The sequence below is a fragment of the Janibacter sp. Soil728 genome (assembly GCF_001428305.1).
In the GTDB taxonomy this organism is placed as follows: Bacteria; Actinomycetota; Actinomycetes; order Actinomycetales; family Dermatophilaceae; genus Janibacter.
This window is the reverse complement of record NZ_LMRZ01000004.1, coordinates 289,018-314,794: the sequence shown is the minus strand read 5'-3', so window position 1 is coordinate 314,794 and position 25,777 is coordinate 289,018. Positions and strand designations below refer to the sequence as shown.

Below are 25,777 nucleotides of genomic sequence, written 5' to 3'. Positions count from 1 at the left end.
AAGGGAGTGACACCGAGATCGGTGTCACTCCCTTCTTCGCATGGTGTTGGTCAGAGCAGCCAGCAGCTGTTGACCTGGTTGTGACCCGCGAAGCGGGCCTCGAAGAACCACATCGACTTCTCCACGTGCGGGACGAAGCCGCCGACGTGCGTCGGGATCAGGCCCGCGTTGAAGGTCACGCGGGTGCCCTTGTCACACCAGTCGCTCCCGAGCTTCTTGCCGACCGCGTAGGGGATGACGTCGTCACCGATCGCGTGGTTGATCTGGACCGGCGCGTTGGGCTTGATCTTGCCGATCTTCTGGTTGGCGACCGCCGACCTGAAGGGCTCCTCCGACAGCAGCGAGGTCAGGTCCTTGCCGCTCTTCGTGTACTTCGAGGTGTCCAGGTTGGCGTACTCGAAGAGATCCAGCACGCAGGCGTCCTCGACCTGGCCCGCCAGCTGCTTGCCCGCGTCGTTGAGATACGGGGCGACGTCGATGTGCTCGGAGGTCGCGACCCCCAGCATGGCGAAGAGGGCGAAGAGGGTGTAGGTCGTGCCGTCGATGTTCGCCCCCACCTTGGCCAGGTCCGCCGGCGGCGCACCGATGGCCGATCCCTTGATGTTGAGCTCCGGCGCGTAGGAGGAGGCCAGCTCGGCCGCCGCAGCAGCGGCGCCGCCACCCTGCGAGTACCCCATGAGACCGATCGGGTTGGTGTCGTCCAGACCACTGCCCTGGAGGTTCTTCGCGGCGCGGGCCATGTCGAGGGTCGCGCGGCCCTGGGGCTCACGCGCCATGTAGGTGTGCGTGCCCGGCGTCCCGAGACCCTGGAAGTCGGTGACGCCGACGGCGTAGCCACGACCCACGGTGCGCGAGATGCCGACGCCCTCGTACTCGACGAAGCTCTCCATCTGGCGTGACGGGGCACAGCGGTCGCCCAGGCCCTGGGTGCCGGGTGCGTAGGAGATCAGCGGACGCTTGGACACGCCGATGTACTGCGCCTTCGGGACGAAGACCGTGCCGGTGACGGCGATCGGGATGCCGTCCCCGTCCGTGGAGGAGTACATGATCCGCGTGGCGGTCACGAGACTGGACGAGAGGCCGAACGGGTCGAGCAGCAGCGGGGCCGGCTCGCTGCGGATGATCGTGCCCGGCGTGCTCGGGATCGAGGCCGGCGGCTCGTAGAACGCGGGCCGGGCCGGCTCCGGGGTACCGGTGATCGTCTGGGCGCCAGCAGTGCCGGGGATGTCGGCGGGACCGGCGGTGGCCTGCCCGGCCAGGGGCAGACCGAGCGCGCAGACGACGGCGGCTGCCGCGACGGCGCGCATCTTCGTGGAGGACATGGACTTCCTGTCATGAGGAGGGATCGATGTCTCTCCGGTCAGGCAGGATGCTCCCGGGCCGACGACATCGTCAGTGGTGTTGCGGTGAGGACAAGTTACTGGTGAGTTGGGTTGCTGGCAACCAGTGGATGATGTGGGCATGCGCTCACTCGTCCTGGCCTCTGCATCACCCGCACGTCTGCATCTGCTGCGTTCCAGTGGCATCGAGCCGCTGGTCGTGGTCAGCGCTGTCGACGAGGATGCCGTCGAGGCAGCCGCCCGCCAGCAGGATCCGCAGCTGTCGCCCTCGCGTCTGGCCCAGCTGCTGGCCGAGGCGAAGGGAGCGGCCGTCGCCGAGCGCATCGGGCAGGAGCAAGCCGACCTGGTCCTCGCCTGCGACTCGGTCCTCGAGGTGGACGGACGGGTGCACGGCAAGCCGGGGACACCCGACATCGCCCGCGAGCGGTGGCACCAGGTCAGCGGTCGCTCGGCGGTCCTGCACACGGGGCACCACCTCATCGACATGCGTGACGGCCGCACCGCCGGTGCTCCGGCGAGTGCGACCGTCAGGTTCGCCTCGGTGAGTGATGCCGAGATCGAGGGTTATGTCGCGACGGGCGAGCCGCTGCACGTGGCCGGCGGCTTCACCCTCGACGGGCTGGGTGCCCCCTTCGTCGAGTCGATCGAGGGGCACCCGAGCACCGTCATCGGACTGTGTCTGCCCCTGCTACGGCGCCTCTTGGGCGACCTGGGGGTCGACTGGTGGAGCGTCGCAGCGGGTCAGGAGACCGGGGTGGCCACCGCGGCCTCGGCGTCGACGATGCCGGCGCCGTAGAGGGGGCTGAAGCTGCCGCGCAGGTCGAGGAAGGGCTGACGTGCGGTCGTCAGGATCGCCTGCTCGACGCTGTCCATGCTGCGGCCCTGCGCGTAGAGGAGCGCCGCGACACCAGCGACGTGGGGGGTCGCCATCGACGTCCCGGCGAAGGCGGCGTAGTCCTTGCCCTCACCGCACTCGTCGGTGCCGGTGCCCTGCGGCACGGTGGAGAGGATGTCGTCGGAGCACGGCCCGCCGAGCAGCCGACCGGAGCCACCCGGGGCGGCGACACCCTTGCCGCTGAGCTTGATCGGCAGCTCGGAGAAGTAGGACTTCATCTCGTTGCGGTCGGTCGCGCCGACGCAGATCGAGTCGCTGCTGAAGGCCGGGTCGTTGCACAGCAACGTCGAGCTGTTGCCGGCGGCCGCGACGGTCAGCGTGCCCTTGTCGCGCGCGTACTGGATCGCGTCCTTCATCACCGTGTCGGCACCGATGATCGTCAGCAGCTGGGTGCCGGGCAGGCCACCGAGGCTGAGGTTGACGACATCGGCGCCGTGGTCCGCGGCGTAGCGGACGCCCTCGGCGATGTCCTCGGTGGTGCCAGCGCCGTCCTCGAGGACCTTGATCGGCATGATCTCGGCGTCCGGCGCGACACCGGCGACACCGATGCCGTTGTCCGCCACGGCCGCGACCGTGCCGGACACGTGGGTGCCGTGGACGTCGGGGTCCTGCCCGACACCGTCCAGGCCCTTCCAGCTGCCGTCACCGCAGGAGCCCTTGACGTCACCGCAGACGAAGTCGGCGCCCGGCACGAGGCGCCCGGCGAGGTCGGGGTGGGTGAGGTCGACGCCGGTGTCGACGACGGCGACGACGGCCCCCTCGCCACGGGTCGTCGCCCACGCCTGCTCGGCGTGGACCTGGTCGAGGCCCCAGAGGTCGGGGCGGAGGGGGTCGTTCGTCGCGGCACCGGCGGAGCCGGCAGTGGCCACGAGGCCGATCGCACAGGCTGCGGCGGCGAAGGGAGCAGTGAAGCGCTTCATCAGGGGATCCTTCGTCAGGGGAACGTTGGTTACTCCACGGTAACGATGAAGTCACGTCCCTGCAGCGCGAACGGGTGGGAGACGGGTCACCCCATCGCCCACCCGTCCGGCACTGCCGACCCCGGATCAGACCGGCGGGATACCGCGCCGACGCTCGGAGAAGCTGCGGTCGCGACCGCGAGCGTGACGCAGCCGAGCGAGCAGCTCGTCGCGCAGCTGCTCCGGCTCGATGACCTGGTCGAGGACGAGGTCGGCCGCCAGGCGCTCGAGGTCGACGTCCTCCTCGTACTCGGCCCGCTGGGCCGCGATGTACGCGTCGCGAGCAGCCTCCCCTTCGTCGGCCTCGACCTGCGCGATCTTGTTGGCGTAGACGGCGTTGACCGCTGCCTCCGGGCCCATGACCGCGATCCGCGCGGTGGGCAGCGCGATCGTGGCGTCCGGCGCGAAGCCGGGCCCACCCATCGCGTAGAGCCCGGCGCCGTAGGCCTTGCGGATGATGACGCAGAACTGCGGCACGGTTGCCGACGCGACGGCCGAGACCATCTTGGCGCCGTGGCGGATGATGCCGCCGCGCTCGACCTCGGAGCCGATCATGAAGCCGGGCACGTCGGCCAGGTAGATGAGCGGGATGGAGTAGGCGTCGCACAGCCAGATGAAGCGGGCCGCCTTGTCGGCGCTGTCGGTGAAGAGCACCCCGCCCTTGGCCATCGAGTTGTTGGCGACGATGCCGACGGTCTCCCCCGACATCCGGCCGAGGCCGATGACGAGCTCGGGGGCGAAGAGCGCCTTGACCTCGAAGAAGGAGTCGTCGTCGACGAGTCCGTCGATGACCTCGTGGACGTCGAAGGGCTGCGACTCACGCTCGGGGATGGTCGCGCCCGTGAGCGGGGTCGAGGGCTCCTCCGGTGCGTACGAAGGGAGGGCACTGCGCCAGTTGAGCGGGAGGTAGCTCAGCCAGAGCTTCGCCGTCTCGATGGCCTCGGTGTCGTCCTGGACGAGGACGTCGCCGACACCACTGACGGTGCAGTGCATGCGGGCCCCGCCCATCTCGTCGAGCGAGACCTTCTCGCCGACGACCATCTCGGCCATCCGAGGGCTGCCGAGGTACATCGACGCATTGCCCTCGACCATGATGACGAGGTCGGTGAAGGAGGGGATGTAGGCCCCACCGGCAGCGCTGGGGCCGAAGAGGCAGCAGATCTGCGGGACCTTGCCCGACAACGCGACCTGGTTGTGGAAGATGTGCCCGGCGCCGCGGCGCCCGGGAAACATCTCGACCTGGTCGGTGATCCGCGCGCCGGCGGAGTCGACGAGCCAGAAGACCGGCAGCTCCTCGCGCAGCGCCGTCTCGGTCGAGCGGACGATCTTCTCGACCGTGCGCGCACCCCACGAGCCGGCCTTCACGGTCGGGTCGTTGGCGATGATGATCACGGGTCGGTCGTCGACGAGCGCACGACCGGTGACGACGCCGTCCGCCGGCAGCCCTGCCGACAGCGCGTTGGCGTAGCGCCCGTCCTCGACGAAGGTCCCCTCGTCGACGAGCAGCGCGATGCGGTCGCGCACGTAGAGCTTGTTCTGCGACTCCAGCTTGGCGGCGGCCTTGTCGGTCGGACGCTCGGAGGCTGCGTGGGCCTCACGCAGGCGACGACGGACGTCCTCGACCTTGGGGTCCAGTGGATGAGTGGTCATGATGCTCCTTGTCGCTCGGTCCGGCACTCAGACCGGGAGGCCGAGGTGGCGGGCGATGACCATGCGCTGGACCTCGGAGGTACCTTCGCCGATCTCGAGGATCTTGGCATCACGGTAGAACCGCGCGACCGGGTACTCCTCCATGAAGCCGTTGCCACCGAAGATCTGGGTCGCGATGCGGGTCGCGCTCACCGCGGCCTCGGAGCTGTAGAGCTTGGCGATCGAGGCGGCCTTGGCGACCTCCTTGACCGAACGGCGACCACGGTCGGCCTCGTCCTTGAGCCACGCGGCCTTGTAGGTCAGCACACGCGAGGTCTCGGCCATGACGGCGAGGTCGGACACCTGGAAGGACACGCCCTGGTTGGCACCGATCGGCCGGCCGAAGGCGGTTCGGGTCTTGGCGTACTCGGTCGACTCCTCGAGCATCCGCTGGATCAGCCCGGTGGCGAGCGCGGAGATCGCGATGCGGCCGTCGTCGAGGGTCTTGAGGAACTGGCGGAAGCCCTGCCCCTCCCCTCCCACGAGGTTGTCCGCGGGGACGCGGCAGCCGGCGAAGCTCAGGCCGTGGGTGTCGGAGATGTTCCACCCGAGCTTGTCGTAGGGCGCCTCGACGGTGAAGCCGGGCGTACCGCTCGGGACGATGATCGCCGAGATCTGCGGGCGGCCCTCGTCGCTCGTGCCCGTGCGGGCGGTGACGGTCACCAGTGAGGTGATGTCGGTGCCGGAGTTGGTGATGAAGGACTTGGCGCCGTCGATGACCCACTCGTCGCCGTCGCGCTTGGCGGTGGTGCGGGTACCGCCCGCGTCGGACCCGGCGTCGGGCTCGGTCAGGCCGAAGCCGGCGAGCGCCTTGCCCGCGACGAGGTCGGGCAGCCAGGTGTCGCGCTGCTCGTCCGTGCCGTAGGTGAGGATCGGGTTGATGCCCAGCCCGACCCCGGCCGAGAGCGTGATGCCGATCGACTGGTCGACGCGGCCGAGCTCCTCGATCGCGACGCACAGGGCGGTGAAGTCGGACTGCACGACGCCGTCGACGGTCTCGGCGGAGCCGCCCCAGGCCTCGGGGACGACGAGACCGAAGAGGCCCAGATCGCCCATCCGGCTGACGACCTCGAGCGGGAGATGGTGGTCCTTGTCCCACTGGGCGACGTGCGGCTCGACCTCCTTCTCGGCGAAGTCGCGCACGCTGGCGCGAAAGTCCTCATGGTCTTGAGACAGCTCGAACATTCCCGGCCTTTCGTGGCACTTCGACCGTGTGATCGGTGAGCACCTTTGCTTGACGTTAACGTCAACGTAAAGCATGATCTCGGTTCATGACAAGCCCCACCTGGACCATCCGCGAGATCGCGGACGAGTTCGGCGTGACCACGCGCACGATCCGCCACTACGAGGACATCGGCCTGATCTCCCCCGAGCGGCAGGGCACGGTGCGCATCTTCCACCGCCGCGACCGGACGCGCCTGTCACTCATCCTGCGCGGCAAGCGCCTCGGCTTCCCCCTGGACGAGATCGCCACGATCATCAATCTCTACGACGCACCGCGCGGCCGGCGCAGCCAGCTGGAGTACGTCCTGTCGCAGATCGACGAGCGTCGCGAGGACCTCGTGCAGCGGCGGCGTGACATCGACGACGCGCTGTCCGAGCTGGACACCTTCGAGCAGCGCTGCCGGACCGACCTCGACGCCCGTCCCGACGCTGGCTGAGGAGCTTGCGCAGCAAGCATCTCGAAGCCGACGTCAGCCAGCGTGGCTGGCGAGGTAGGCGTCGATCTCCGCGGCCGTGGGCGCAGTCGTCGGGCCGCGACGGGTGACCTTGATGGCGCCGGCCGCGTTGGCCCGGCGACAGGCATCGGGCCAGGCCACCCCCTTCGCCCGCTCCGCGAGCAGGACCCCGGTGTGGGTGTCGCCGGCGCCATTGGTGTCGATCGCCTTCTCCGGGTAGCCCGGCACGACCGTGGTCACGCCGTCGACGTGCACGGCACACCCCTCCTCGCCATCGCGCACGACGGCGACGGCCCCCGGCCTCAGCAGTGCGGCGACGGCCTCGGCGGCCGGCCCCATCCCCTGCGCCCCACCGAAGTCCTCGGACTCCTCGCCGTTGCCGGTCCACACATCGGTGAGCGCCACGATGCGGGAGCGAAGGGAGGAGCCCAGCTCCGCGAAGACGGCACCCGGGTCGAGCACCACGACGACCTCGTCCGGCAGGGACTCCAGCCAGGTGATGAGCGGGTCCCGCGTCGAGCCGACGAAGGAGTAGCCGCTGACGCAGACCAGGTCCCCGGCGACCGGGTTGCTCGTCTGCAGCGACTGCGGCGTGATCTGCCGCTCGGCCTCCTGGGTCGTGACGAAGGTGCGCTCCGCGGACGGCTCGATCATGACGACGCAGATGCCGGTGTCGAGGTCCTCGGTGATCGGAGCCGACAGCGAGACGCCCTCTGCCGCAAGGGTCGCCCTCACGAGGTCTCCATTGGGGCCACGCCCGTGGGCCCCGGCATGCACGGCCGCTGCACCTGACCTGACGGCAGCGAGCAGGATCGTCACCGCTCCCCCGGCGTAGCGCGTCGCGGTCGACGCCATGGCGTTGCCGCCACGGCGAGGGAGTGCGGGCACCTCGACGACGACGTCGACGAGGGCCTGGGCGGTGTGGATGACCCGGGGGCTCATGGGCCGTCACGTTACCCACCCAGCGGTGAGCGGTCGCTCATCGCCCTGCGGCAGACTGCAACCATGACGCACACCCCTCGCTTCACCTCCGTCGATGATGTCCGCGAGCGCCTCGCCGACCACGGCTACCTCGCCTCCGACGCGATCGCGACCACGGTCTACCTGGCCGACCAGCTGGGCAAGCCGCTGCTCATCGAGGGTCCGGCCGGCGTCGGCAAGACCGCGCTCAGCGCTGCCGTCGCCGACGCCACGGACGGTGAGCTGGTGCGCCTGCAGTGCTACGAGGGTGTCGACGAGGCCCGCGCGCTCTACGAGTGGAACCACGCCAAGCAGTTGCTGCGCATCACCGCCGCCGGCGCGCACCACAACACGCAGGGCGCCGACGAGGCCGACTGGTCATCGGTCAAGGACGACATCTTCACCGACGAGTTCCTCCTCTCGCGCCCCCTGCTCACCGCGATCCGCAACGAGCACCCGACCGTGCTGCTCATCGACGAGCTCGACAAGGCTGACGTCGAGATCGAGGGGCTGCTGCTCGAGGTGCTCTCGGACTTCCAGGTGACGGTCCCCGAGCTCGGGACGATCCGGGCGAGCCAGACCCCCTTCGTCGTCCTGACCTCCAATGCCACCCGTGAGCTGTCCGAGGCGCTGCGTCGCCGCTGCCTCTACCTGCACATCGACTACCCCGAGGCCGACCTCGAGCTGCGCATCGTGCGCCTGACGGTGCCCGACCTCGGCGAGACCCTCGCGGCCTCCGTCGTGCGCCTCGTCGGAGCGCTGCGCGAGATGCGCCTGCGCAAGTCGCCGTCCGTCGCCGAGACGATCGACTGGGCGCGCACGCTGCTCAGCCTCGGCGCGGACCAGGACCTGCAGCCCGACCTGGTGCGTGCCACCCTCGGCGTCGTCCTGAAGCACCGCGAGGACATCGAGCTCGCCGCACGGACCCTCGACCTGGACCGGGCCCTTGCCTGATCCGCTCGGCGAGCGGCTCGTCGACCTGGCCCGCTCCCTTCGTCGTCACGGGGTGACCGTCGGCACCTCGGAGATCACCGATGCCGCTGCTGCCGCAACGACGCTCGGCCTGGAGGACCGCGAGCGCCTGCGCACCGGCCTGGCCGCGACGATGATGCGCCGGTCCGCGGACCGGGCGGTCTTCGACCAGCTCTTCGACATCCACTTCCCCGCCGCCGTCGGCACCCGCACGGGCGAAGGGGAGGCCCTGCCCCCCACCGACACGGCCGGCGCCCGGGAGCGCGCCGCCGCCATCCGTGACGAGCTCGTCGACGCACTCGCCCGCGGTGACCAGGCCGAGCTGGACCGGTTGGCATCCCGGGCGCTGCAGGAGCTGGGCCGCCTGTCCAACGAGTCGTCGACCGGTGGGTGGTCGGCCAACCAGACCATCGAGCGGCTCGCCCCGCAGACGGCGATCGCCGCTGCCCTGCAGCGGGCCCGGGACGCCGGCGACGTCAGTGGCGGATCGGGTGAAGGCTCGGGTGGGTCCGGCTCCGGCTCGGGCGGCGCGTCGGGTGGAGGTGGAGGCGGCGCCGGCAGCCCGTGGCGACCCGAGCAGCTCAGCGACCGTTACGACCGCGACGAGATCCGCGGGCGGGTCGGGGCCTTCCGCCGCAAGATCGAGACGGAGGCGGCACGCCGCAACGCCGAGGTGCGCGGTCGAGAGCGCATCGCTCGCTACGGCGTGCGGGATCCCTTGGAGCGCAAGGACTTCCTCCTCACCGGCAAGACCGAGGCGGCCGAGCTGCACGCCGTCATCACTCCCCTGTCGCGCAAGCTCGCGGCCAAGCTGGCCGCCCGTCAGCGTCGCCAGTCCCGGGGGACCATCGACATCCGGCGCACCCTGCGCGCCGCGATGTCCACCGGTGGAGTGCCGGTGCGGCCTGCATACAAGCGGCGCACCCGCAGCCGCGCCGACATCGTGCTGCTGTGCGACATGTCCGGGTCGGTCGCGGGCTTCTCCCGCTTCACGATGCTGCTGCTGCAGTCACTGGCCGGGGCCTTCCGTCGGGTGCGGTTCATCGGCTTCATCAACACCTGCGACGACATCACCGAGCTGGTGCGCGAGGCGCAGTTCGGCGAGGACATCAGCGAGCGGGTCTCCCGCGAGGCGCAGATGACCCGCTGGCACGGCTCGAGCGACTACGGCTCGGCCTTCGTCGACGCTGTCGAGAACCACCTCGACGCGGTGGGCCCGCGCTCGACCGTGCTCATCCTCGGCGACGCCCGCACCAACGGCACCGACCCGCAGGTCGACGCCCTGCGCGAGCTGGTCTCGCGCGCCCGGCACGCGGTCTGGCTCAACCCGGAGCGCGAGGGCATGTGGGACACCGGCGACTCCGTCGCCAGCCAGTACGCGCAGGTCGTCGACATGCACGAGGTGCGCAACATCGAGCAGCTGCGGCAGTTCGTCTCCCGCCTGCCGGTGGGCTGACCCGAACCCGAGAATCCTGCATTGCCATAGGGCAATGCAAGATTCTCGGCATTGCCCTATGGCAATGCAGTGGCCTCGGCGAGATCTGCAGAGGATCTCCAGATCTCGTCCCAGAGATCTCCCGGTCGGGCTGCCTAGCCTTGTGTCCATGAGCACCAGCCCCCGCGTCCTGATCGTCGAGGACGACCCGACGATCAACCAGGCCCTGACGGATCGCTTCGTGGCCGAGGGCTTCGAGGTCACCCGGGCCCACGACGGACCAGGCGGTGTCGAGGCCTTCGCCGAGCACTCCCCCGAGGTCGTCGTCCTCGACCTCATGCTCCCCGGCTTCGACGGGCTCGAGGTCTGCCGCCGCATCCAGGCCGAGCGGCCGGTGCCCGTCCTCATGCTCACCGCCCGCGACGACGAGAGCGACATCATCGTCGGCCTCGGCGTCGGCGCCGACGACTACCTCACCAAGCCCTTCCGGATGCGCGAGGTCGTCGCCCGGGTCCGTGCGCTGCTGCGCCGTGTCGAGCGGGCCGCCGAGCTGGGTCGCAGCGACGACGGGCCGGTGCAGCACGACGGACTGCTCCTCGACGAGCGCACCCGGCGCTGCACCGTCAGCGGTCACGCGGTGCACCTCACGCCGACCGAGTTCGACCTGATCACGCTGCTCGCCCGCGAGCCCGGAGTCGTCCTGCGCCGGGAACACATCGTCGCCGACCTGTGGGGCTGGGACGACGGACTGGGACGCGGCAGCCTCGACAGCCACATCAAGTCCCTGCGCACCAAGGTGGGCGCGCACCGCATCCGCACCGTGCACGGCGTCGGCTACGCCCTCGACGACGGCTCAGCGCAGTGAACCGCTCGCAGCCCCTCAGCGGGCTCAGCTCGATCCGCACCCGCCTGGCCGTACTCGTCGGCGCCAGCGTGCTCGTCGCCGCAGTGGTCGGCACGATCGGCACCGACGCAGGGGTCCCCCTGTGGCTCGGGCTGCCGGCGACCGTCGGCGTCGCTCTCGTCGTCACCCGGTGGCTCGCCTCGGGCATGACGACCCCGCTGCTGCAGATGACCGACGCCGCACAGCGCATGGCGAAGGGGGACTACGCCGCCGTCATCACGACGTCCGGGCAGGACGAGGTGGGTGTGCTCGCCCGCGCCTTCACCTCGATGGCCACCGAACTCGAGCAGAGCGAGGAGCACCGTCGTCGCCTCGTCGCGACCGTCGCCCACGAGCTGCGCACCCCGTTGAGCGCCCAGCAGGCCCTGCTGGAAAACCTCGCCGACGGCGTGACACCCCCCGACGAGAGCACCCTGCGCGCCGCCCTGGCCCAGTCCGAGCGACTCGCCTCCCTCGTCACCGACCTGCTCGACCTGTCACGACCTGACGGACGCGGAGTTCCCTTCTCCCCCAGTCGAGTCCACGTGCAGTACCTCCTCGACAACGCCGTCGACGAGGCCGCCCTCCAAGGGCGTGACGTCTCCCTCGTCGTCGATGTCGAGCCCGCAGACCTCACCGTGACCGGGGACCCCGCCCGGCTCGCGCAGGTCACCGCCAACCTGCTCGACAACGCCGTCCGGCACAGCCCGAGCGGCGGCACGGTCACGATGACCGCACGCACCGATGCCCACCAGTGGACCCTCACCGTCGCCGACGACGGTCCCGGCCTCTCGCCCGAGCGCGCCGAGCGGCTCTTCCACCGCTTCGGTCCCGGCGGTGACGAAGGGGGTGGCACCGGCCTCGGACTGGCCATCGCCGCGTGGGTGGTCACGATGCACAGCGGGACCATCCAGGCGGTTCCCTTCGAGACGCTTGCTGGGCAAGCTCCGGGTCCTGAGGAGGCGCGCCAGCGCCGTCTCGAAGGGCAGGGAGCGGGGGAATCCGGGGGCGCCGTGATCCGGATGACCTTACCGCTCACCCCACCCAGGCCCTCCCCTTCGCCCGCACCGCTGGCCGCCGACCGGCCCGTGCCCACACCGACCCAGGAGACCACCGTGTCCGTCCAGCCCGCCCCCACCACCCCTCCCCTTCGAGACGGCGCTGGCGCGCCTGCGGATCCTGAGGAGCGAGTCCGCGCAGCGGGCGAGCGTCTCGAAGGGCAGGGAGCGGTGGCGACGTCGCCCCCTTCGCTCTCGTGGTCGCGGTGGTGGCCCGAGCGGACGACCGCACCGCAACCGAGGCTCGTCCTCGCCGCCCTCGTCGTCGGCCTGCTGGCCGCGATCGTGCTGCCGGACAACGACCTCGGGCTCGGGCTGCTGCTCGTCCTCGTCGCGGGCGGCGCCTGCCTGTGGCTCGCCTCGCCGCGCCGATCCAGCCGCTGGTCGTGGCTCACTGCAGCCCTCGCGCTCCCCCTCGGCCTGACGACGATCCTCACAGCGCACCCGGGGTACATCTTCCTCGCGACCGTCATGGCGGGGGTGCTCGCCGCCGTCGCCTGCACCGATGCGCACCGCGTCAGCGGCATGGTCGCGTCCGTCGCCGCCTGGCCGGCCTCGGCGCTGCGTGGCCTGCCGCTCCTCGACCGCACGGTCCGCATGCTCGGGCAGCACGGTCGGACCTGGGCGGCCCTGCGCATCAGCGCGGTCAGCCTCGTGCTGCTCGTCGTCTTCGGCGGCCTGCTCGCCTCCGCCGACGCCGTCCTCGGGTCCTGGGCCTCGGCACTCGTGCCCGACATCAGCGACATGTTCGTCTTCCGGGCCTTCACCCTCGTCTTCTTCGCCGGTGTGATGCTCGCCGGGCTCTACCTCGCGATCAACCCGCCAGCGGTCGACGAGCTGCGCTCCAGCCGCCTCACCGACCGGCGGATCCCGGTGCGGGAGTGGCAGATCCCGCTCGGTGTCGTCATCGCGGTCTTCGTCGTCTTCATCGCCGCCCAGGCCGCGGCGACCATCGGCGGGCACGACTACGTCATGCGCACCGCCGGCGTCACCTACGCCGAGTCGGCCCGGCAGGGCTTCGGCCAGCTGACCCTCGCGACCGCGCTCGTGCTGCTCCTCATCGCCGGAGTGCGCTCCTGGGGGCGCGCCGACACCGACCGCGACCGACGCACGATGAGGTGGATGAACGCGGCCCTGTGCGTCCTCACCCTCCTCGTCGTCGCCTCCGCCCTGCGCCGGATGGCCCTCTACCAGGACGCCTTCGGCTACACGACCCTGCGGGTCAACGTCGACGCCTTCGAGGTCTGGCTCGGCATCATCGTCCTCGGCGTGCTCGTCTCGCTCTTCGTCGGCGGTCGCTGGCTGGGGCGGCTCGCGCTCGTCTCGGCGGCAGTCCTCGTCGCCGGGCTGTCCCTCGGCAATGTCAACGGCTTCGTCGCCGACCGCAACATCGCTCTCTACGAGGAGACGGGCGAGATCGACTCCTTCTACCTCTCGCAGCTGGGTGACGACGCCGTCCCGACGATCCACGAGAGTGACCTGCCGGCCGAGGTCAAGGCGTGCGTCCTCTCCCGCTCGACGACGCAGGACGAAGGGAGCACCTGGCCCGAGTGGAACCTCGCCCGCTCCCGCGCCGACGACATCCGGGCGGGGTACTCCCTTCGCCCCGGGTGCGGGCTGAGCACCAGCGACCGACGCTGAGCCACGGGAGGGTGGCGCGGGCCACGATGCGGGCTGGCCATCAAGCGGTCCAGTCACCCAGTAGTCTGCGACCCATGGCCATCAGCAAAGTCCTCATCGCCAACCGCGGCGAGATCGCCGTCCGCATCGCCCGCGCCTGCGCGGACGCCGGAGTAGCCTCCGTCGCCGTCTATGCCGAGCCCGACCGTGACGCCCTGCACGTCAAGGTCGCTGACGAGGCGTACGCGCTCGGGGGTCAGACCCCGGCGGACAGCTACCTCCTGCAGGACAAGCTCCTCGAGGTCGCCAAGGACGCCGGCGCCGACGCCGTGCACCCCGGCTACGGCTTCCTCGCCGAAAATGCCGAGTTCGCCCAGGCCGTCCTCGACGCCGGGTTGATCTGGATCGGTCCGGGCCCCGCGGCCATCGACGCCCTCGGCGACAAGGCCAAGGCCAAGCACATCGCCGTCAAGGCCAATGCCCCCCTTGCTCCGGGCACCAAGGACCCGGTCAAGGACGCCGACGAGGTCGTCGCACTCGCGCAGGAGTTCGGCCTGCCGATCGCCATCAAGGCGGTCTACGGCGGTGGCGGTCGCGGCCTCAAGGTCGCCCGCACCATGGAGGAGATCCCCGAGCTCTTCGAGTCCGCTGTCCGCGAGGCCGTCACGGCCTTCGGCCGCGGCGAGTGCCTCGTGGAGAAGTTCCTCGACAAGCCGCGCCACGTCGAGACCCAGTGCCTCGCCGACCAGCACGGCAATGTCGTCGTCGTGTCCACCCGCGACTGCTCGCTGCAGCGCCGCAACCAGAAGCTCGTGGAGGAGGCTCCGGCCCCCTTCCTCACCGACGAGCAGAACGCCGAGCTCGTCCGCGCCTCCAAGGCGATCCTCAAGGAGGCGGGCTACGTCGGCGCCGGCACCTGTGAGTACCTCGTCGCCCAGGACGGCACGATCTCCTTCCTCGAGGTCAACACCCGCCTGCAGGTCGAGCACCCCGTGTCCGAGGAGGTCACCGGCATCGACCTCGTCCGCGAGATGCTGCGCATCGCCGACGGCGAGGAGCTCGGCTACGACGACCCGATCGCCCGCGGCCACTCCTTCGAGTTCCGCATCAACGGCGAGGACGCCGGCCGCAACTTCATGCCGGCCCCCGGCACCGTCACCAAGATGACCGTGCCGACCGGCCCCGGCGTGCGCTGGGACGCCGGCATCGTCGAGGGAGACACCGTCGCCGGTGCCTTCGACTCGATGATCGCCAAGCTCATCGTCACCGGCTCCACCCGTGAGCAGGCCCTCGAGCGCTCCCGCCGCGCCCTGTCCGAGCTCGTGGTCGAGGGCATGCCGACCGTCGTGCCCTTCCACCAGACCATCGTGTCCGACCCGGCCTTCGCGCCGGCGGACGGCGCTCCCTTCACCATCCACACCCGCTGGATCGAGACGGAGTTCGACAACCAGATCGCGCCCTACGGTGGCGAGATCGGCGAGGCCGCCGAGGACGAGGGCGAGCGCCAGAAGATCACCGTCGAGGTCGGCGGCAAGCGCCTCGAGGTCGTCCTGCCGGGCGGTCTCTCGCTCGGCGGTGGCGGCGGCGCCGCGGCGAAGAAGAAGGCTCCCAAGCGTTCCGGCGGAGGTGGCGGCGCTGCCGCGGCCTCCGGCGACAGCCTCACCGCCCCCATGCAGGGCACGATCGTGAAGATCGCCGTCGAGGAGGGCCAGGAGGTCGCCGAGGGTGACCTGATCGTCGTCCTGGAGGCGATGAAGATGGAGCAGCCTCTCAACGCCCACAAGGCTGGCACGATCACCGGCCTGTCCGCCGAGGTCGGCGCCACGGTCAGCAACGGCGCGGTCATCGCCGAGATCAAGGACTGATGAGCGCCAGCACCCCGAGTATCGACGCCGCCCCCGCCACGCCCACCCGGCGTGGCGGGGGCGGCGTCGTCATCGCTGTCCTCGCCCTCTGCGGCACCGTCGTCTCGCTCCAGCAGACGATGGTGCTGCCGCTCGTCCCTGACCTGCCCGACCTCATCGGCACCAGCGCCGGCAACGCCTCCTGGATGATCACCGCCACCTTGGTGGCGGGCGCCGTGGCCACCCCGGTCATCTCCCGCATGGCCGACATGTACGGCAAGCGCCGGATGATCCTCGTGACCCTGGCGATCGTCGCGCTCGGCGCACTCGTGGGTGGTCTGTCCACCTCGCTCCCCTTCCTCCTCCTCGCCAGGGCGCTGCAGGGCATGGGCATGGCGCTCGTGCCCATCGGCATCGCGACCATGCGCGACGAGCTCGAGCCGGACAAGGTCCCGCTCGCCGTCGCCCTGATGAGCGCGACCTTGGCCATCGGCGCCGGCGTGGGCCTTCCTCTGGGTGGTTTCCTCGCTGAGGCCTTCGACTGGCATGTCGTCCTCTGGCTGCCCGGCGTGCTCGCGCTCCTCATGCTCGGCCTCGTCCTCGTGACGGTCTCCGAGTCCAATGTGCGCACCGCAGGAGCCTTCGACTTCCGCGGCGCCGTGCTGCTCAGCCTGGCCCTCGTCCTCCTGCTCCTGGCCGTCTCCAAGGGCGCCGACTGGGGCTGGGTCGACACTCGGACGCTTGGCTGCCTCGCCGCAGGCGTCGCGCTGCTCGCGGTCTTCATCCCGCTCGAGCTGCGCATCCCCAACCCGCTCGTCGACATCCGCACGGCAGCGCAGCCGGTCATCCTGGCCGCGAACACCATCTCGGTCTTCATGGGCTTCGCGATGTTCGTCAACATGCTCGTGTCGACGCAGCTGTTGCAGACGCCCAAGGCCACCGGCTACGGCCTCGGCCTAGACGCCCTTCACGCCGGGCTGTGGATGGCCCCGTCGGCCGTTGCCTTCGGCGTGCTCGCACCCCTGTCGGGTTGGGTCACCCGACGCTTCGGCCCGGAGGTGGCCATCGGTGCCGGCGGCGTGATCATGGCCGTCTCCTACCTTGCCCGAGTGCCGCTCAGCGGCTCCGTGACCCTCGTGGTCATCGGCACCGTCGTCGTCACGATCGGTACGGCACTCGCCTACTCGGCCCTCCCGACGCTGATCATGCGCTCCGTCCCCGTGACCGAGACGGCCGCGGCCAACGGCCTCAACACCCTGCTGCGCTCCGTCGGCACCTCGACGGCCAGCGCCGTCACGGCCGCAGTCCTGGCCGCGACGATCACCTCGGCGACCAAGGGGTACCCGACCTTCGGCGCCCTGAGCACGATGTTCGTCCTCGCAGCGGCGGCCTCAGCGGTGAGCGCCGTGCTCATCCTGCCCTTCCTGCGCCGGCGCGCTGCCGAGGGCGACACCCAGTCCATCGAGACCCTGACCGTCGACCACGTCGTGCGCGGCAAGGTCGTGGACCCGAAGGGGGTCGGACTCGCTGGTGCGGTCGTCACCGTCATGGGCGGCCGCGGCAGTCACATGGACTGGTCACGCAGCGACTCCGCGGGCGACTTCAGCGTCGCCACGGCTGGCCCGATCCGTCATCTCTTCGTCGTCTCGGCGGTGGGCTGGTCGCCGGCGTCCTTCTACGTCGACCTCACCGACGACCGCCACCTCGCCCCCTTCGCCATGGCGGAGCGGCTGACCGTCACCGGCGAGATCACGGACGCACTCGATCACCCTGTGGCCAATGCCTCGGTGGTCATCACCAAGCGCAGCGGCGGATCGGTTTCCTGGGTTCGCACGGACGACACGGGTCACTACACGCTGCCGCTGCCCAAGGAGGGCGTCTACGACCTCACGGCCGTCGACCGCGACACCGGGGCGACCCACAGCCACATCCTGGCGGTGGGCGGCCGCTCGGCGACGATCGATCTGCAGCTTTCGCTGCCCCAGCAGGTTCAGCCCGGGAGCACTCCGCCGCCAGTCGAGTCGGACTGACCGCTCTCGCGGGGCGCACTGTCCTGCTTGGGTGCAGGCGCTTGCGGCTTCGGCGCGGGCGCACCCGCGTCCTTGGGAGCCGGCGTCGTGTCCTCGGCCGCCTTCTCCTCCGGGAGACCCAGCTTGTCCTCGACGAAGTCACCGGCCTTGTCGATCAGCGACCCGAACTTGCCACCGGTGCGCCGGTTGGCCGCCTCCTGGACCTTGTCGATCGCACTGCGCGCCTTGTCCGGGTTGTCCCTGGCCGCGTCACGTGCCTTGTCGACGTACTCGCCACCGTTGAACTTCTGCGGGTTGTTGCTCATCTGGGCCCTTTCGACACGGGGCCGGCGATCGGCCCTACCGTGACCCTAGCCGGGCGCCCGACCTCGTGTCGGCCACGTGACCCGCGGGTACCGGCCAGCGGACGGCTCAGTCCCTGCGCAGCGGGTGCAGCCGTCGGGCCGCCTCGGCGAGCGTGCCGGTGAGCGAGGGGTAGACCGTGAAGGTCGACGCCACCTGGTCGACGGAGAGCCTGTTCTGCACCGCGATGGCCACGGGGAAGATCAGCTCGGAGGCCCGCGGTGCGACGACGACACCGCCGAGCAGCGTGCCGGTCCCCCGGTAGGCGAAGAGCTTGACGAAGCCCTCGTCGATGCCGAGCATCTTGGCCCGCGCATTGCGCGAGAGAGTCATCATGACCGCCTCGACGTCGGGGTTGTCGGCCGCGTCCGCGGCGCTCATACCGACGGTCGCGATCTCCGGGTCGGTGAAGACATTGGCCGACACCGCCGAGAGGCGAAGGGGGGTCACCGCGTCACCCAGTGCGTGCGCCATCGCCGTGCGGCCCTGCATGGCCGCGACGGAGGCGAGCGCGAAGACACCCGTGCAGTCGCCTGCGGCGTAGACACCGCGCACCGAGGTGCGCGAGACCCGGTCGGTGACGATGTGCCCGGACTCGCTGAGCTCGACGCCGATGTCCTCGAGGCCGATGTCGCTCGTGTTGGGCACGGCGCCGACGGCGATGAGGACATGGCTGCCCTCGACCTCCCGACCGTCCTCGAGGGTGACGACGACCCCGTCGCCGCGACGCTCAGCGGAGGCCATCCGTGAGCGGTTGAGCACCGTCATGCCGCGACGGCGGAAGACGTCCTCGATGACCGCGGCCGCGTCCTGGTCCTCGCCGGGCAGGACGAGGTCGCGAGAGGAGATGAGCGTGACGTCCGTGCCGAGCCCGAGATAGGCCTGCGCCAGCTCGGCGCCCGTGACACCGGAGCCGACGACGATGAGCTTGTCGGGGATCTGCGGCAGCGCGTAGATCTGCTGCCAGGTGAGGATCCGCTCCCCGTCGGGCTGCGCGGTCGGCAGCACCCGTGGCGTCGCACCGGTGCTCACCAGAACCACGTCCGCGTTGAGGGTCTCGGGGGTCCCCCCTTCGCCCTCGACGACGACCTCACCCGGGGCGGTCAGCCGACCGGCCCCGGGGACCACCCGCACACCGACCTCGGCCAGCCGCGCCGAGATGTCCGCCGACTGCGCAGCCGCGAGACTGAGCACCCGACGGTTGATCGTGTCGAGCTCGGCGACGGTCCGCGTCGCGACATCGCCCTCGTGGTCCTCGAGGTGGACGCCGAGCTCGGCCGCCGTCTCGATGCCACCGAGGTAGTCGGCGGTCGCGATGAGGGTCTTGCTGGGGACGCAGTCGGTGAGCACCGCGGCTCCACCGATGCCGTCCCGGTCGACGATGGTGACGTCGGCACCCAGGTGCGCGGCGACGAGTGCCGCCTCGTAGCCACCGGGTCCGCCGCCGAGGATCACAACTGAGCTGGTTCGGGTCACGCCACCCATCCAACCACCCTTGTAGATTGCGGCTGTGACCGAGCAGACCGACAGCCAGGACCCCTTCGCCCTCGCCCGTGACGCCGCGGCGGTGATCGCCGAGCGCACCGGCGTCGCGAGCCACGACGTCGCCCTCGTCCTCGGGTCGGGCTGGGGGCAGACCGCCGACCTCGTCGGGGAGACCGTCGCAACCGTCGAGCAGGCGGAGGTCCCGGGCTTCGCGGCCGCGGCCGTCGCCGGGCACTCCGGGCAGATGCGCTCGATCGACATCGCGGGCACGGGCCGTCGTGCACTGGTCTTCGGCACGCGCACCCACTTCTACGAGGGCCGCGGCGTGCGGTCCGTGGTGCACGCCGTGCGCACCGCTGCCGCGGCCGGCTGCCGGGCGATCGTCCTGACCAACGGTTGCGGCGGGCTGCGCCCCGAGTGGGCTCCGGGCACCCCGGTCCTCATCAGCGATCACATCAACCTCACGGCGACCTCCCCGATCGAGGGGGCCAACTTCGTCGACCTCACTGACCTGTACTCCCCCCGGCTGCGCGAGCTGGCCCGGGAGATCGACCCCGGCCTCGGCGAGGGCGTCTACGCCCAGTTCCGCGGCCCCCACTACGAGACGCCCGCCGAGGTGCGCATGGCCGGCATCCTCGGCGCCGACCTCGTCGGCATGAGCACCGCGCTCGAGGCGATCGCCGCCCGGGAGGCCGGTCTGGAGCTCCTCGGCGTCTCCCTCGTCACCAATGCCGCCGCCGGCATCAGCGACACGCCGCTCGCGCACGACGAGGTGGTCGCCGCGGGGCACGCCGCGGCAGAGCGCTGCGGAACCCTGCTCGCGAGCATCGTCGGGCGCATCTGATGGTCGAGTACGCCGCCCGCCACACCACCGCGGGCGCCACCGATGACCTCGTCGGCGCCGCCCGCGAGTGGGCCTCCGACGACCCCGACCCGGCCACCCGCGCCGAGCTCGAGGAGGTCATCACCGCCGCCGAAGGGCGCGACCCCACCGCGGTCACTGACCTCACCGATCGCTTCACCGGCCTGCTCCAGTTCGGCACCGCCGGACTGCGCGGCGCCCTGGGCGCCGGCCCGCACCGGATGAACCGCGCCGTCGTCATCCGCGCCGCCGCGGGCCTGGTGGCCCACCTGAAGATGGTGACGGACTCCCCCTTCGTCGTCATCGGGCGCGATGCCCGCCACAACTCCGACGCCTTCGCCACCGACACGGCCGCGGTCGTCGTCGGGGCCGGTGGCCGCGCCGTGCTCCTGCCCGAGCCGCTGCCCACCCCGGTGCTGGCCTTCGCGATCCGCCACCTCGGCGCCGACGCCGGCGTCATGGTCACCGCGAGCCACAACCCTCCGCAGGACAACGGCTACAAGGTCTACCTCGGCGACGGCAGCCAGATCGTCCCCCCGAGCGACGAGCAGATCGCCGCGCAGATCGCCCGCGTCGGGAGCGTCGCGTCGGTCCCCCGGGCGGAGTCCGGCTGGGAGGTCCTCGGCGACGAGCTGCTCGAGGCCTACCTCGACGCGGTGGCCGGCGTGGTCGCCGCGGGCACCCCGCGCGACATCACCGTCCTGCACACCGCGCTCCACGGCGTCGGTGACGCGACGGTCGAGCAGGCCTTCGTCCGAGCCGGTTTCGCCGCACCGACCAAGGTGACGTCGCAGGCCGAGCCCGACCCCGACTTCCCCACCGTCGCCTTCCCCAACCCCGAGGAGGACGGTGCGCTCGACGCAGCCCTGGCGATGGCCCGCGAGCAGCACCCCGACCTCGTCATCGCCAATGACCCCGACGCCGACCGGTGCGCGGTCGCCGTCCCCGACGACGCGGTCGAGGGTGGCTGGCGGCTGCTGCGCGGCGACGAGCTCGGCGCACTGCTCGCCTCGCACCTGCTGATGCGTGGCGTGCCCACCGGCCGCCGGATGGCCAGCTCCATCGTCTCCTCGCGACTGCTGGCCGCGATGTGCCGTCAGTCGGGCGTCCCCCACGAGGAGACCCTCACCGGGTTCAAGTGGATCGCCCGCGTGGAAGGCCTGCACTACGGCTACGAGGAGGCGCTCGGCTACTGCGTCGCGCCCGACCTCGTCAAGGACAAGGACGGCGTCTCCGCCGCGCTGCTCATCGCCGAGCTCGCCGCAATCCTCAAGGCCGAAGGGAGGACCCTCCAGTCCGTCCTCGACGACCTGCACACCCAGCTCGGTGTGCACACGACCGACGCCTTCTCCATCCGTGTCGAGGACCTCGCGGACATCGGCCGGCTCATGGCGCGACTGCGGCGGACACCCCCGAGCGAGGTCGCCGGGTCACCGGTGGCGAGCGTCGAGGACCTGGCCGCGGGTGCCGGTGGCCTCCCGCCGACCGAGGGTCTGCGCTACCTGCTGGCCGACGACTCGCGGATCATCGTGCGGCCCTCCGGCACCGAGCCCAAGCTCAAGGTCTACCTCGAGGCGATCGAGCCGGTCGCCGGCCGTGAGGACCTGACGGGCGCCCGCGAGCGAGCGGCCGGGCGCCTGGCCGCTGTACGCGCCGCGATGGAGGGGCTGACCGCCCTCTAGACTCTCCCTTCGTGCCCACGCCTGCCCCGTCCCGCCCCCACGGCCGTGTCGTGGTGCTCGCGGGGCCGAGCGGGTCGGGCAAGTCGCGGCTGGCCGACCGGCTGCACGGGGCCCACGGCTGGCCGGTCGTGCGACTCGACGACTTCTACAAGGACGCCGATGCGCCGGACCTGCCGGTGAGCGCGGAGCTCGGGATGATCGACTGGGACCACCCCGACAGCTGGGACCAGGACGCCGCGATCGCGGCTCTGCACACGCTCCTCACGACGGGCACGGCAGCGATGCCCGTCTACGACATCAGCGCCTCCCGAGCCGTCGGGCAGCACACGATCACCGCGCGCCCGGACGACCTCGTCATCGCGGAGGGCATCTTCGCCGCCGACGCGATCTCGGCGCTGCGCGCCGCGGGGCTGCTGCACTCCGCGTGGTGCATCCGCCACCACCGGCTCAAGACCTTCGTCCTGCGCCTGGCCCGAGACCTCAGGGAGCGCCGCAAGCCGCCGCTGACGCTCGTGCGTCGCGGGCTGGTGCTCATGCGCGACGAGCCCCGGGTCGTCGCCCGGCACGAGGAGCTCGGAGCCCGGTGCGCGACGCCGACGCGGGCCGAGCGCGAGCTGTCCGGAGCCTGACGCACCGATGGCCGCCACGTCCTACCTCACGATCGCCCGCGACGGCGAGACCGAGATCGAGGTCAAGCGCTCCCGGTTCCTGTGCACCGTCGAGCGGGTGGAGTCGGAGGAGGACGCGCGGGCCGTGGTCGAGCGGCTGCGCAAGCAGCACCGGGATGCGCGCCACCACTGCTCGGCCTTCGCCATCGGACCTGGTCGCGAGACCACCAGGTCCTCCGACGATGGTGAGCCGTCGGGCACTGCCGGCGCTCCCATGCTCGAGGTCATGCTGGGTCACGAGGTCTCGGACGTCGTCGCGGTGGTCACCCGGTGGTTCGGCGGGGTGCTGCTCGGCACGGGTGGTCTGGTCCGGGCCTACGGCGACTCGGTCCGGTCCGGGCTGGACGCCGTGGGGACCTTGCGCCGCGTCCTGGTGATCGAGCACGAGCTGGTCGTCCCACACACCGAGGCCGGGAGGATCGACAACGAGCTGCGCTCCCGCGGGGTCCAGGTTCTCGACGCCGCGTACGGCGCCGAGGTGACGCTGCGGCTCGGTGTGCCGGCCGACGGGCAGATGTCGCTGGCGCCCGTCGTCGCAGAGCTCACGGGCGGCACGGGAGTCCTGCGTGAGGCGGGCTCGCGGTGGATGGACGTACCGGCCTGAACCCGCGCCCTTCGAACGTCGTCGCGTTCGCGCGGAACCGGTCCCTCAGGACGACCCGGGAGTCAGCTGCTGCTGTGCAGCGGCCGACCGCAGCGCTTCCTCGTCGGGAAGCTTCTCGAACAGCGCGTACCGGGTGCCGTCCTCTCCCACCGTCCGAAGGCGCTCGCTGGTACGCCGCTCATAGCCGTCGTCGAGCCATCTGGCGAGCGGCTCCCCTTGACCACCCGGAGACGTGTCGGACGGGGCGAGCACACAGGCGGGATCGGTTCCGACGGCTCCGAGCACCCGAAGCCCTGAAGTGAACTCGTGCGGTGACAACCAGTACTGGGGTACCCCAGCACTCCGGTCGACCCACAGGTAGGCCCCGGGTACACCGGGGGCCCACAGTCCGCCACCGGGGTCGGTGCAAGCAGCGACGAGCCGCGCCACGGCCGCGTAGTCGGATCCGCTGTCGACCCCGACGCTGAGGCCGGCGCCTGGCCCCTCGGCCAGCCGTGTCGTCGTGGTGACCACGGGCCCCTCGTTGAAGACGACCGACAGGAGACTCGCGACCATGGCCACGGCCGGGAGGAACACGATGGGTTGCGTCCATCGCGGCGCCCCGCCATCCGTGACCACCGCGTTCAGGACCAACACGATCAGCACGATCATCCCCGACAGCGGGACGGCGTAGGCACCGTATGCGGCACCGCTCAGCGTCACGGCAGAGGTCGCGATGAAACCCACGACCGCAGCCGGGAGCGCGATCAGGACGACCAAGAGGAGCAGGCGATCCCTGCGTCGACCGAGCCAGATGGTCATGGCCGGAGCCAGGACGACGAGCAGTGCCAGAGCAACTGCTCCCGCGTACTTCCCGGCGGTTGGTTCCTGACCGGGAGGCCCCCACTCGCCACCCCACAACGCGAGCAGTGCGACTGCGCCACCCAAGAGGACCTCGCGCACGCCGCGTGGCCACCTGATGGCGACCGACATGGTCGCGACCAGAAGCGCCAACGGGAGTAGTCGCGCGCCCGCCACGAAGTGCCAGTAGAAGGGCTCGACCCCTATCCCGCGATCGCCTGCTCCCGAGTCCAACAGGGCCAGAGAGTCGCGGACGGCGCCCCAGCCCGGCACGAGCGTGAGCCACCCGAGGAAGACCAGGCCCACGAGGAGCCCTGAGCCGAGCAGACTGAAGACCCAAGCCCTCTCCGGACGACCATGCACCCACAGGGCCCGCCCGACCAGTGTCGACCCGATGAGGACCATCGCCGCCGGGAGTACCGCGAAGTAGCCGATGGATGCCACCATGGCCGACGTCCCACACGCGGCTGCCCAGCCTCTCGACCCCCGCGCCACCGCCGCCACACCCGCGCAGGAGGCGACCATCAGCGCCAGCTGTGGCGTGGTGTTGTACGAGACCACGAGTTGGTTGTAAGGGAGCGCGAGGACCGCTGTGGCGATTGCCACCGCTGAGATGGTCCGCCCGGCATGAGGTGACAGAGCACGCCAGGCGACCACGCTGGCAAGGCCCACCAGAACGACGAAGGTCAGGCGTCCGAGCAGGACGACTCCCGAGGTACCGACGATGTGGTGCCACAGCCAAAGGCTGGGGACAGCAGGAAGCGACCCGAAGCTGTGCGGGTTGAGCTCGTCGACGAAGGGTGTCTCGCCGCGAGCCATGCGTTGGGCGATGGCTGTCACGTAGGCGCTGTCCCGCAGGTCGAAACCCAAGGTGGAACGCCACGTGAGGAATGAGCCCACGACGAGGAAGACCGACACGGCTGCGTACGGTCGACCGTGATCCGCTCCGGTGGAAGGTTGCGCACTCATACGGCCTCATCATCACGTCGGGCCGCGTCCGTCGGCTCGACGCTCAGCGTAGTGCCTGTGCGTGGGCCTTAGGCTGGCTTCATGACCCGTCGTCCCTCCTTCGTCCCCGGCTCGGCGCTGTCCGTCCAGGACGTCGCCGACCTGATCGACCACGCCTTGCTCAAGCCGGAGCTGACCCCTGACGAGGTCGCCGCCTCGGTCCGCGAGCTCGCCGGCCACCGCATCTGGAGCGTCTGCGTGCGGCCGAGCGATGTGGCCCTCGCCAAGGCCACCATCACCGAGGTGGACGGGAGCCCGACGCGCGTGTGCACCGTCATCGGCTTCCCCCACGGCACGACGTCGACGACCGCCAAGGTCGCCGAGTCGCAGCAGGCCCTGGCCGACGGCGCCACCGAGCTGGACATGGTCCTCAACATCGGCCGCCTGCGCGGCGGGGACATCACCGCCGTGCGCGACGACATCGCAGCGGTCGTCGAGGTCGGGCACGCTGCCGGGGTCATCGTCAAGGTCATCTTCGAGACGGCGCTGCTCGACGAGCGCGCCAAGATCGACGCCTGCCGGGCCAGCGCCGACGCGGGGGCCGACTTCACCAAGACCTCCACCGGATTCGCCGGAGGCGGCGCCACCCTCGCGGACGTGGCGCTCATGCGCGCCAACACCCCGCAGCAGATGGAGGTCAAGGCCTCCGGTGGTGTCCGCGACATCCCCACCCTCCTGGCGATGGTTGCCGAGGGCGTCACCCGCATCGGCACCTCGAGCACCTCCGCCCTCCTGACCGAGGCCGAGCAGCTCGGCGCCGACGGCCTCGTCGTCCCCGAGCCCGGCCAAGCCACCGACGCCGCACCCACCGCCACCTACTGAGGCCCCAGCCGCCGAGTGGAGGCGTCAGTCGCCCCCAGTCATCGGGTGGAGGTAAACGCGCGGACGATTCTTGGGCGAGTTGGCATCCATTCGAGGTTCA

21 protein-coding genes are annotated in these 25,777 nt (G+C 70.9%); 13 read left to right on the top strand and 8 right to left on the bottom strand.

Annotation, left to right across the window (positions count from 1 at the left end; all coding sequences use genetic code 11):
- Window positions 1–50: 50 nt before the first annotated feature.
- The gene (locus tag ASG73_RS08285) at window positions 51–1,322 is read right to left on the bottom strand and encodes a lipase family protein (protein ID WP_055993428.1); all 1,272 of its coding nucleotides are present in this window, start codon (window positions 1,320–1,322) and stop codon (window positions 51–53) included.
- A 139-nt stretch (window positions 1,323–1,461) separates the two neighbouring features.
- Here ASG73_RS08285 and ASG73_RS08280 point away from each other — a divergent pair, with 139 nt between their 5' ends.
- Window positions 1,462–2,136 carry a Maf family protein gene (locus ASG73_RS08280; RefSeq protein WP_055993426.1) on the top strand — a complete coding sequence of 225 codons (675 nt, stop codon included), beginning with the start codon at window positions 1,462–1,464 and terminating at the stop codon, window positions 2,134–2,136.
- Here the strand turns inward: ASG73_RS08280 and ASG73_RS08275 are convergent.
- From ASG73_RS08275 to ASG73_RS08265, 3 genes are all read right to left on the bottom strand, one after another.
- Window positions 2,082–3,155, bottom strand: coding sequence for a S8 family peptidase (locus ASG73_RS08275; RefSeq protein ID WP_055993424.1), 1,074 nt, complete (start codon window positions 3,153–3,155; stop codon window positions 2,082–2,084). The two genes, ASG73_RS08280 and ASG73_RS08275, sit on opposite strands and share 55 nt — an antisense overlap.
- Before the next feature lie 126 nt (window positions 3,156–3,281).
- Window positions 3,282–4,844 (bottom strand): acyl-CoA carboxylase subunit beta, encoded by a 1,563-nt coding sequence (locus ASG73_RS08270; RefSeq protein ID WP_055993422.1) that lies wholly within the window; start codon window positions 4,842–4,844, stop codon window positions 3,282–3,284.
- A 27-nt stretch (window positions 4,845–4,871) separates the two neighbouring features.
- Window positions 4,872–6,068 (bottom strand): acyl-CoA dehydrogenase family protein, encoded by a 1,197-nt coding sequence (locus ASG73_RS08265; RefSeq protein WP_055993420.1) that lies wholly within the window; start codon window positions 6,066–6,068, stop codon window positions 4,872–4,874.
- 86 nt (window positions 6,069–6,154) lie between these two features.
- Between ASG73_RS08265 and ASG73_RS08260 the strand changes: the two genes are divergently transcribed.
- The gene (locus tag ASG73_RS08260) at window positions 6,155–6,544 is read left to right on the top strand and encodes a MerR family transcriptional regulator (protein WP_055993418.1); all 390 of its coding nucleotides are present in this window, start codon (window positions 6,155–6,157) and stop codon (window positions 6,542–6,544) included.
- A 33-nt stretch (window positions 6,545–6,577) separates the two neighbouring features.
- Here ASG73_RS08260 and ASG73_RS08255 read toward each other — a convergent pair whose 3' ends face one another.
- Window positions 6,578–7,504, bottom strand: a complete 927-nt coding sequence (locus ASG73_RS08255) for a PfkB family carbohydrate kinase (RefSeq protein WP_055993416.1) — start codon at window positions 7,502–7,504, stop codon at window positions 6,578–6,580.
- A gap of 63 nt (window positions 7,505–7,567) precedes the next feature.
- On the opposite strand from ASG73_RS08255, the gene ASG73_RS08250 reads away from it, so the two are divergent.
- The 6 genes from ASG73_RS08250 to ASG73_RS08225 all read left to right on the top strand — a co-directional run bounded on the left by ASG73_RS08250 (window position 7,568) and on the right by ASG73_RS08225 (window position 17,364).
- Window positions 7,568–8,476, top strand: a complete 909-nt coding sequence (locus ASG73_RS08250; protein ID WP_055993414.1) for an AAA family ATPase — start codon at window positions 7,568–7,570, stop codon at window positions 8,474–8,476.
- A complete protein-coding gene (locus ASG73_RS08245) occupies window positions 8,469–9,950 on the top strand; it encodes a VWA domain-containing protein (protein ID WP_055993412.1) in 1,482 nt (493 codons plus the stop codon). The genes ASG73_RS08250 and ASG73_RS08245 overlap by 8 nt, the downstream gene beginning before the upstream one ends.
- A 148-nt stretch (window positions 9,951–10,098) precedes the next feature.
- Entirely contained in the window at window positions 10,099–10,794 is a 696-nt protein-coding gene (locus ASG73_RS08240; RefSeq protein ID WP_055993410.1) for a response regulator transcription factor, read from the top strand.
- Window positions 10,791–13,511, top strand: coding sequence for a DUF4153 domain-containing protein (locus tag ASG73_RS08235; protein ID WP_055993408.1), 2,721 nt, complete (start codon window positions 10,791–10,793; stop codon window positions 13,509–13,511). The genes ASG73_RS08240 and ASG73_RS08235 overlap by 4 nt, the downstream gene beginning before the upstream one ends.
- Before the next feature lie 74 nt (window positions 13,512–13,585).
- Window positions 13,586–15,355 (top strand): acetyl/propionyl/methylcrotonyl-CoA carboxylase subunit alpha, encoded by a 1,770-nt coding sequence (locus ASG73_RS08230; RefSeq protein WP_055993406.1) that lies wholly within the window; start codon window positions 13,586–13,588, stop codon window positions 15,353–15,355.
- Window positions 15,355–17,364: an MFS transporter gene (locus ASG73_RS08225; protein WP_055993405.1), complete on the top strand. Its 2,010-nt coding sequence runs from the start codon at window positions 15,355–15,357 to the stop codon at window positions 17,362–17,364. The genes ASG73_RS08230 and ASG73_RS08225 overlap by 1 nt, the downstream gene beginning before the upstream one ends.
- Here ASG73_RS08225 and ASG73_RS08220 read toward each other — a convergent pair.
- A complete protein-coding gene (locus tag ASG73_RS08220) occupies window positions 17,325–17,669 on the bottom strand; it encodes an antitoxin (protein ID WP_055993403.1) in 345 nt (114 codons plus the stop codon). The two genes, ASG73_RS08225 and ASG73_RS08220, sit on opposite strands and share 40 nt — an antisense overlap.
- Window positions 17,670–17,775: 106 nt before the next feature.
- Window positions 17,776–19,191, bottom strand: a complete 1,416-nt coding sequence (locus ASG73_RS08215; protein ID WP_055993401.1) for an NAD(P)H-quinone dehydrogenase — start codon at window positions 19,189–19,191, stop codon at window positions 17,776–17,778.
- 25 nt (window positions 19,192–19,216) lie between these two features.
- Between ASG73_RS08215 and ASG73_RS08210 the strand changes: the two genes are divergently transcribed.
- From ASG73_RS08210 to ASG73_RS08195, 4 genes are read left to right on the top strand one after another with little or no spacing between them, the layout of a single operon-like run.
- Window positions 19,217–20,035 carry a purine-nucleoside phosphorylase gene (locus ASG73_RS08210; protein WP_055993399.1) on the top strand — a complete coding sequence of 273 codons (819 nt, stop codon included), beginning with the start codon at window positions 19,217–19,219 and terminating at the stop codon, window positions 20,033–20,035.
- A complete protein-coding gene (locus ASG73_RS08205; RefSeq protein ID WP_055993397.1) occupies window positions 20,035–21,735 on the top strand; it encodes a phospho-sugar mutase in 1,701 nt (566 codons plus the stop codon). The genes ASG73_RS08210 and ASG73_RS08205 overlap by 1 nt, the downstream gene beginning before the upstream one ends.
- A gap of 11 nt (window positions 21,736–21,746) precedes the next feature.
- Window positions 21,747–22,364, top strand: coding sequence for a uridine kinase family protein (locus tag ASG73_RS08200; RefSeq protein WP_235499398.1), 618 nt, complete (start codon window positions 21,747–21,749; stop codon window positions 22,362–22,364).
- A 7-nt stretch (window positions 22,365–22,371) separates the two neighbouring features.
- On the top strand, window positions 22,372–23,007 hold the full coding sequence (locus ASG73_RS08195) for a YigZ family protein (protein ID WP_055993395.1): 636 nt from the start codon (window positions 22,372–22,374) through the stop codon (window positions 23,005–23,007).
- A gap of 45 nt (window positions 23,008–23,052) precedes the next feature.
- On the opposite strand, the gene ASG73_RS08190 is transcribed toward ASG73_RS08195, so the two are convergent.
- On the bottom strand, window positions 23,053–24,816 hold the full coding sequence (locus tag ASG73_RS08190) for a hypothetical protein (protein ID WP_156466210.1): 1,764 nt from the start codon (window positions 24,814–24,816) through the stop codon (window positions 23,053–23,055).
- An 81-nt stretch (window positions 24,817–24,897) separates the two neighbouring features.
- Here ASG73_RS08190 and deoC point away from each other — a divergent pair, with 81 nt between their 5' ends.
- A complete protein-coding gene (gene deoC / locus ASG73_RS08185; protein WP_055993391.1) occupies window positions 24,898–25,677 on the top strand; it encodes a deoxyribose-phosphate aldolase in 780 nt (259 codons plus the stop codon).
- Window positions 25,678–25,777: the final 100 nt, after the last annotated feature.

Coding starts and splice junctions, on each gene's coding strand:
- ASG73_RS08285 (WP_055993428.1), bottom strand. CDS start 1,322: ATGTCCTCCACGAAGATGCGCGCCGTCGCGGCAGCCGCCGTCGTCTGC.
- ASG73_RS08280 (WP_055993426.1), top strand. CDS start 1,462: ATGCGCTCACTCGTCCTGGCCTCTGCATCACCCGCACGTCTGCATCTG.
- ASG73_RS08275 (WP_055993424.1), bottom strand. CDS start 3,155: ATGAAGCGCTTCACTGCTCCCTTCGCCGCCGCAGCCTGTGCGATCGGC.
- ASG73_RS08270 (WP_055993422.1), bottom strand. CDS start 4,844: ATGACCACTCATCCACTGGACCCCAAGGTCGAGGACGTCCGTCGTCGC.
- ASG73_RS08265 (WP_055993420.1), bottom strand. CDS start 6,068: ATGTTCGAGCTGTCTCAAGACCATGAGGACTTTCGCGCCAGCGTGCGC.
- ASG73_RS08260 (WP_055993418.1), top strand. CDS start 6,155: ATGACAAGCCCCACCTGGACCATCCGCGAGATCGCGGACGAGTTCGGC.
- ASG73_RS08255 (WP_055993416.1), bottom strand. CDS start 7,504: ATGAGCCCCCGGGTCATCCACACCGCCCAGGCCCTCGTCGACGTCGTC.
- ASG73_RS08250 (WP_055993414.1), top strand. CDS start 7,568: ATGACGCACACCCCTCGCTTCACCTCCGTCGATGATGTCCGCGAGCGC.
- ASG73_RS08240 (WP_055993410.1), top strand. CDS start 10,099: ATGAGCACCAGCCCCCGCGTCCTGATCGTCGAGGACGACCCGACGATC.
- ASG73_RS08230 (WP_055993406.1), top strand. CDS start 13,586: ATGGCCATCAGCAAAGTCCTCATCGCCAACCGCGGCGAGATCGCCGTC.
- ASG73_RS08225 (WP_055993405.1), top strand. CDS start 15,355: ATGAGCGCCAGCACCCCGAGTATCGACGCCGCCCCCGCCACGCCCACC.
- ASG73_RS08220 (WP_055993403.1), bottom strand. CDS start 17,669: ATGAGCAACAACCCGCAGAAGTTCAACGGTGGCGAGTACGTCGACAAG.
- ASG73_RS08215 (WP_055993401.1), bottom strand. CDS start 19,191: ATGGGTGGCGTGACCCGAACCAGCTCAGTTGTGATCCTCGGCGGCGGA.
- ASG73_RS08205 (WP_055993397.1), top strand. CDS start 20,035: ATGGTCGAGTACGCCGCCCGCCACACCACCGCGGGCGCCACCGATGAC.
- ASG73_RS08195 (WP_055993395.1), top strand. CDS start 22,372: ATGGCCGCCACGTCCTACCTCACGATCGCCCGCGACGGCGAGACCGAG.
- ASG73_RS08190 (WP_156466210.1), bottom strand. CDS start 24,816: ATGAGTGCGCAACCTTCCACCGGAGCGGATCACGGTCGACCGTACGCA.
- deoC (WP_055993391.1), top strand. CDS start 24,898: ATGACCCGTCGTCCCTCCTTCGTCCCCGGCTCGGCGCTGTCCGTCCAG.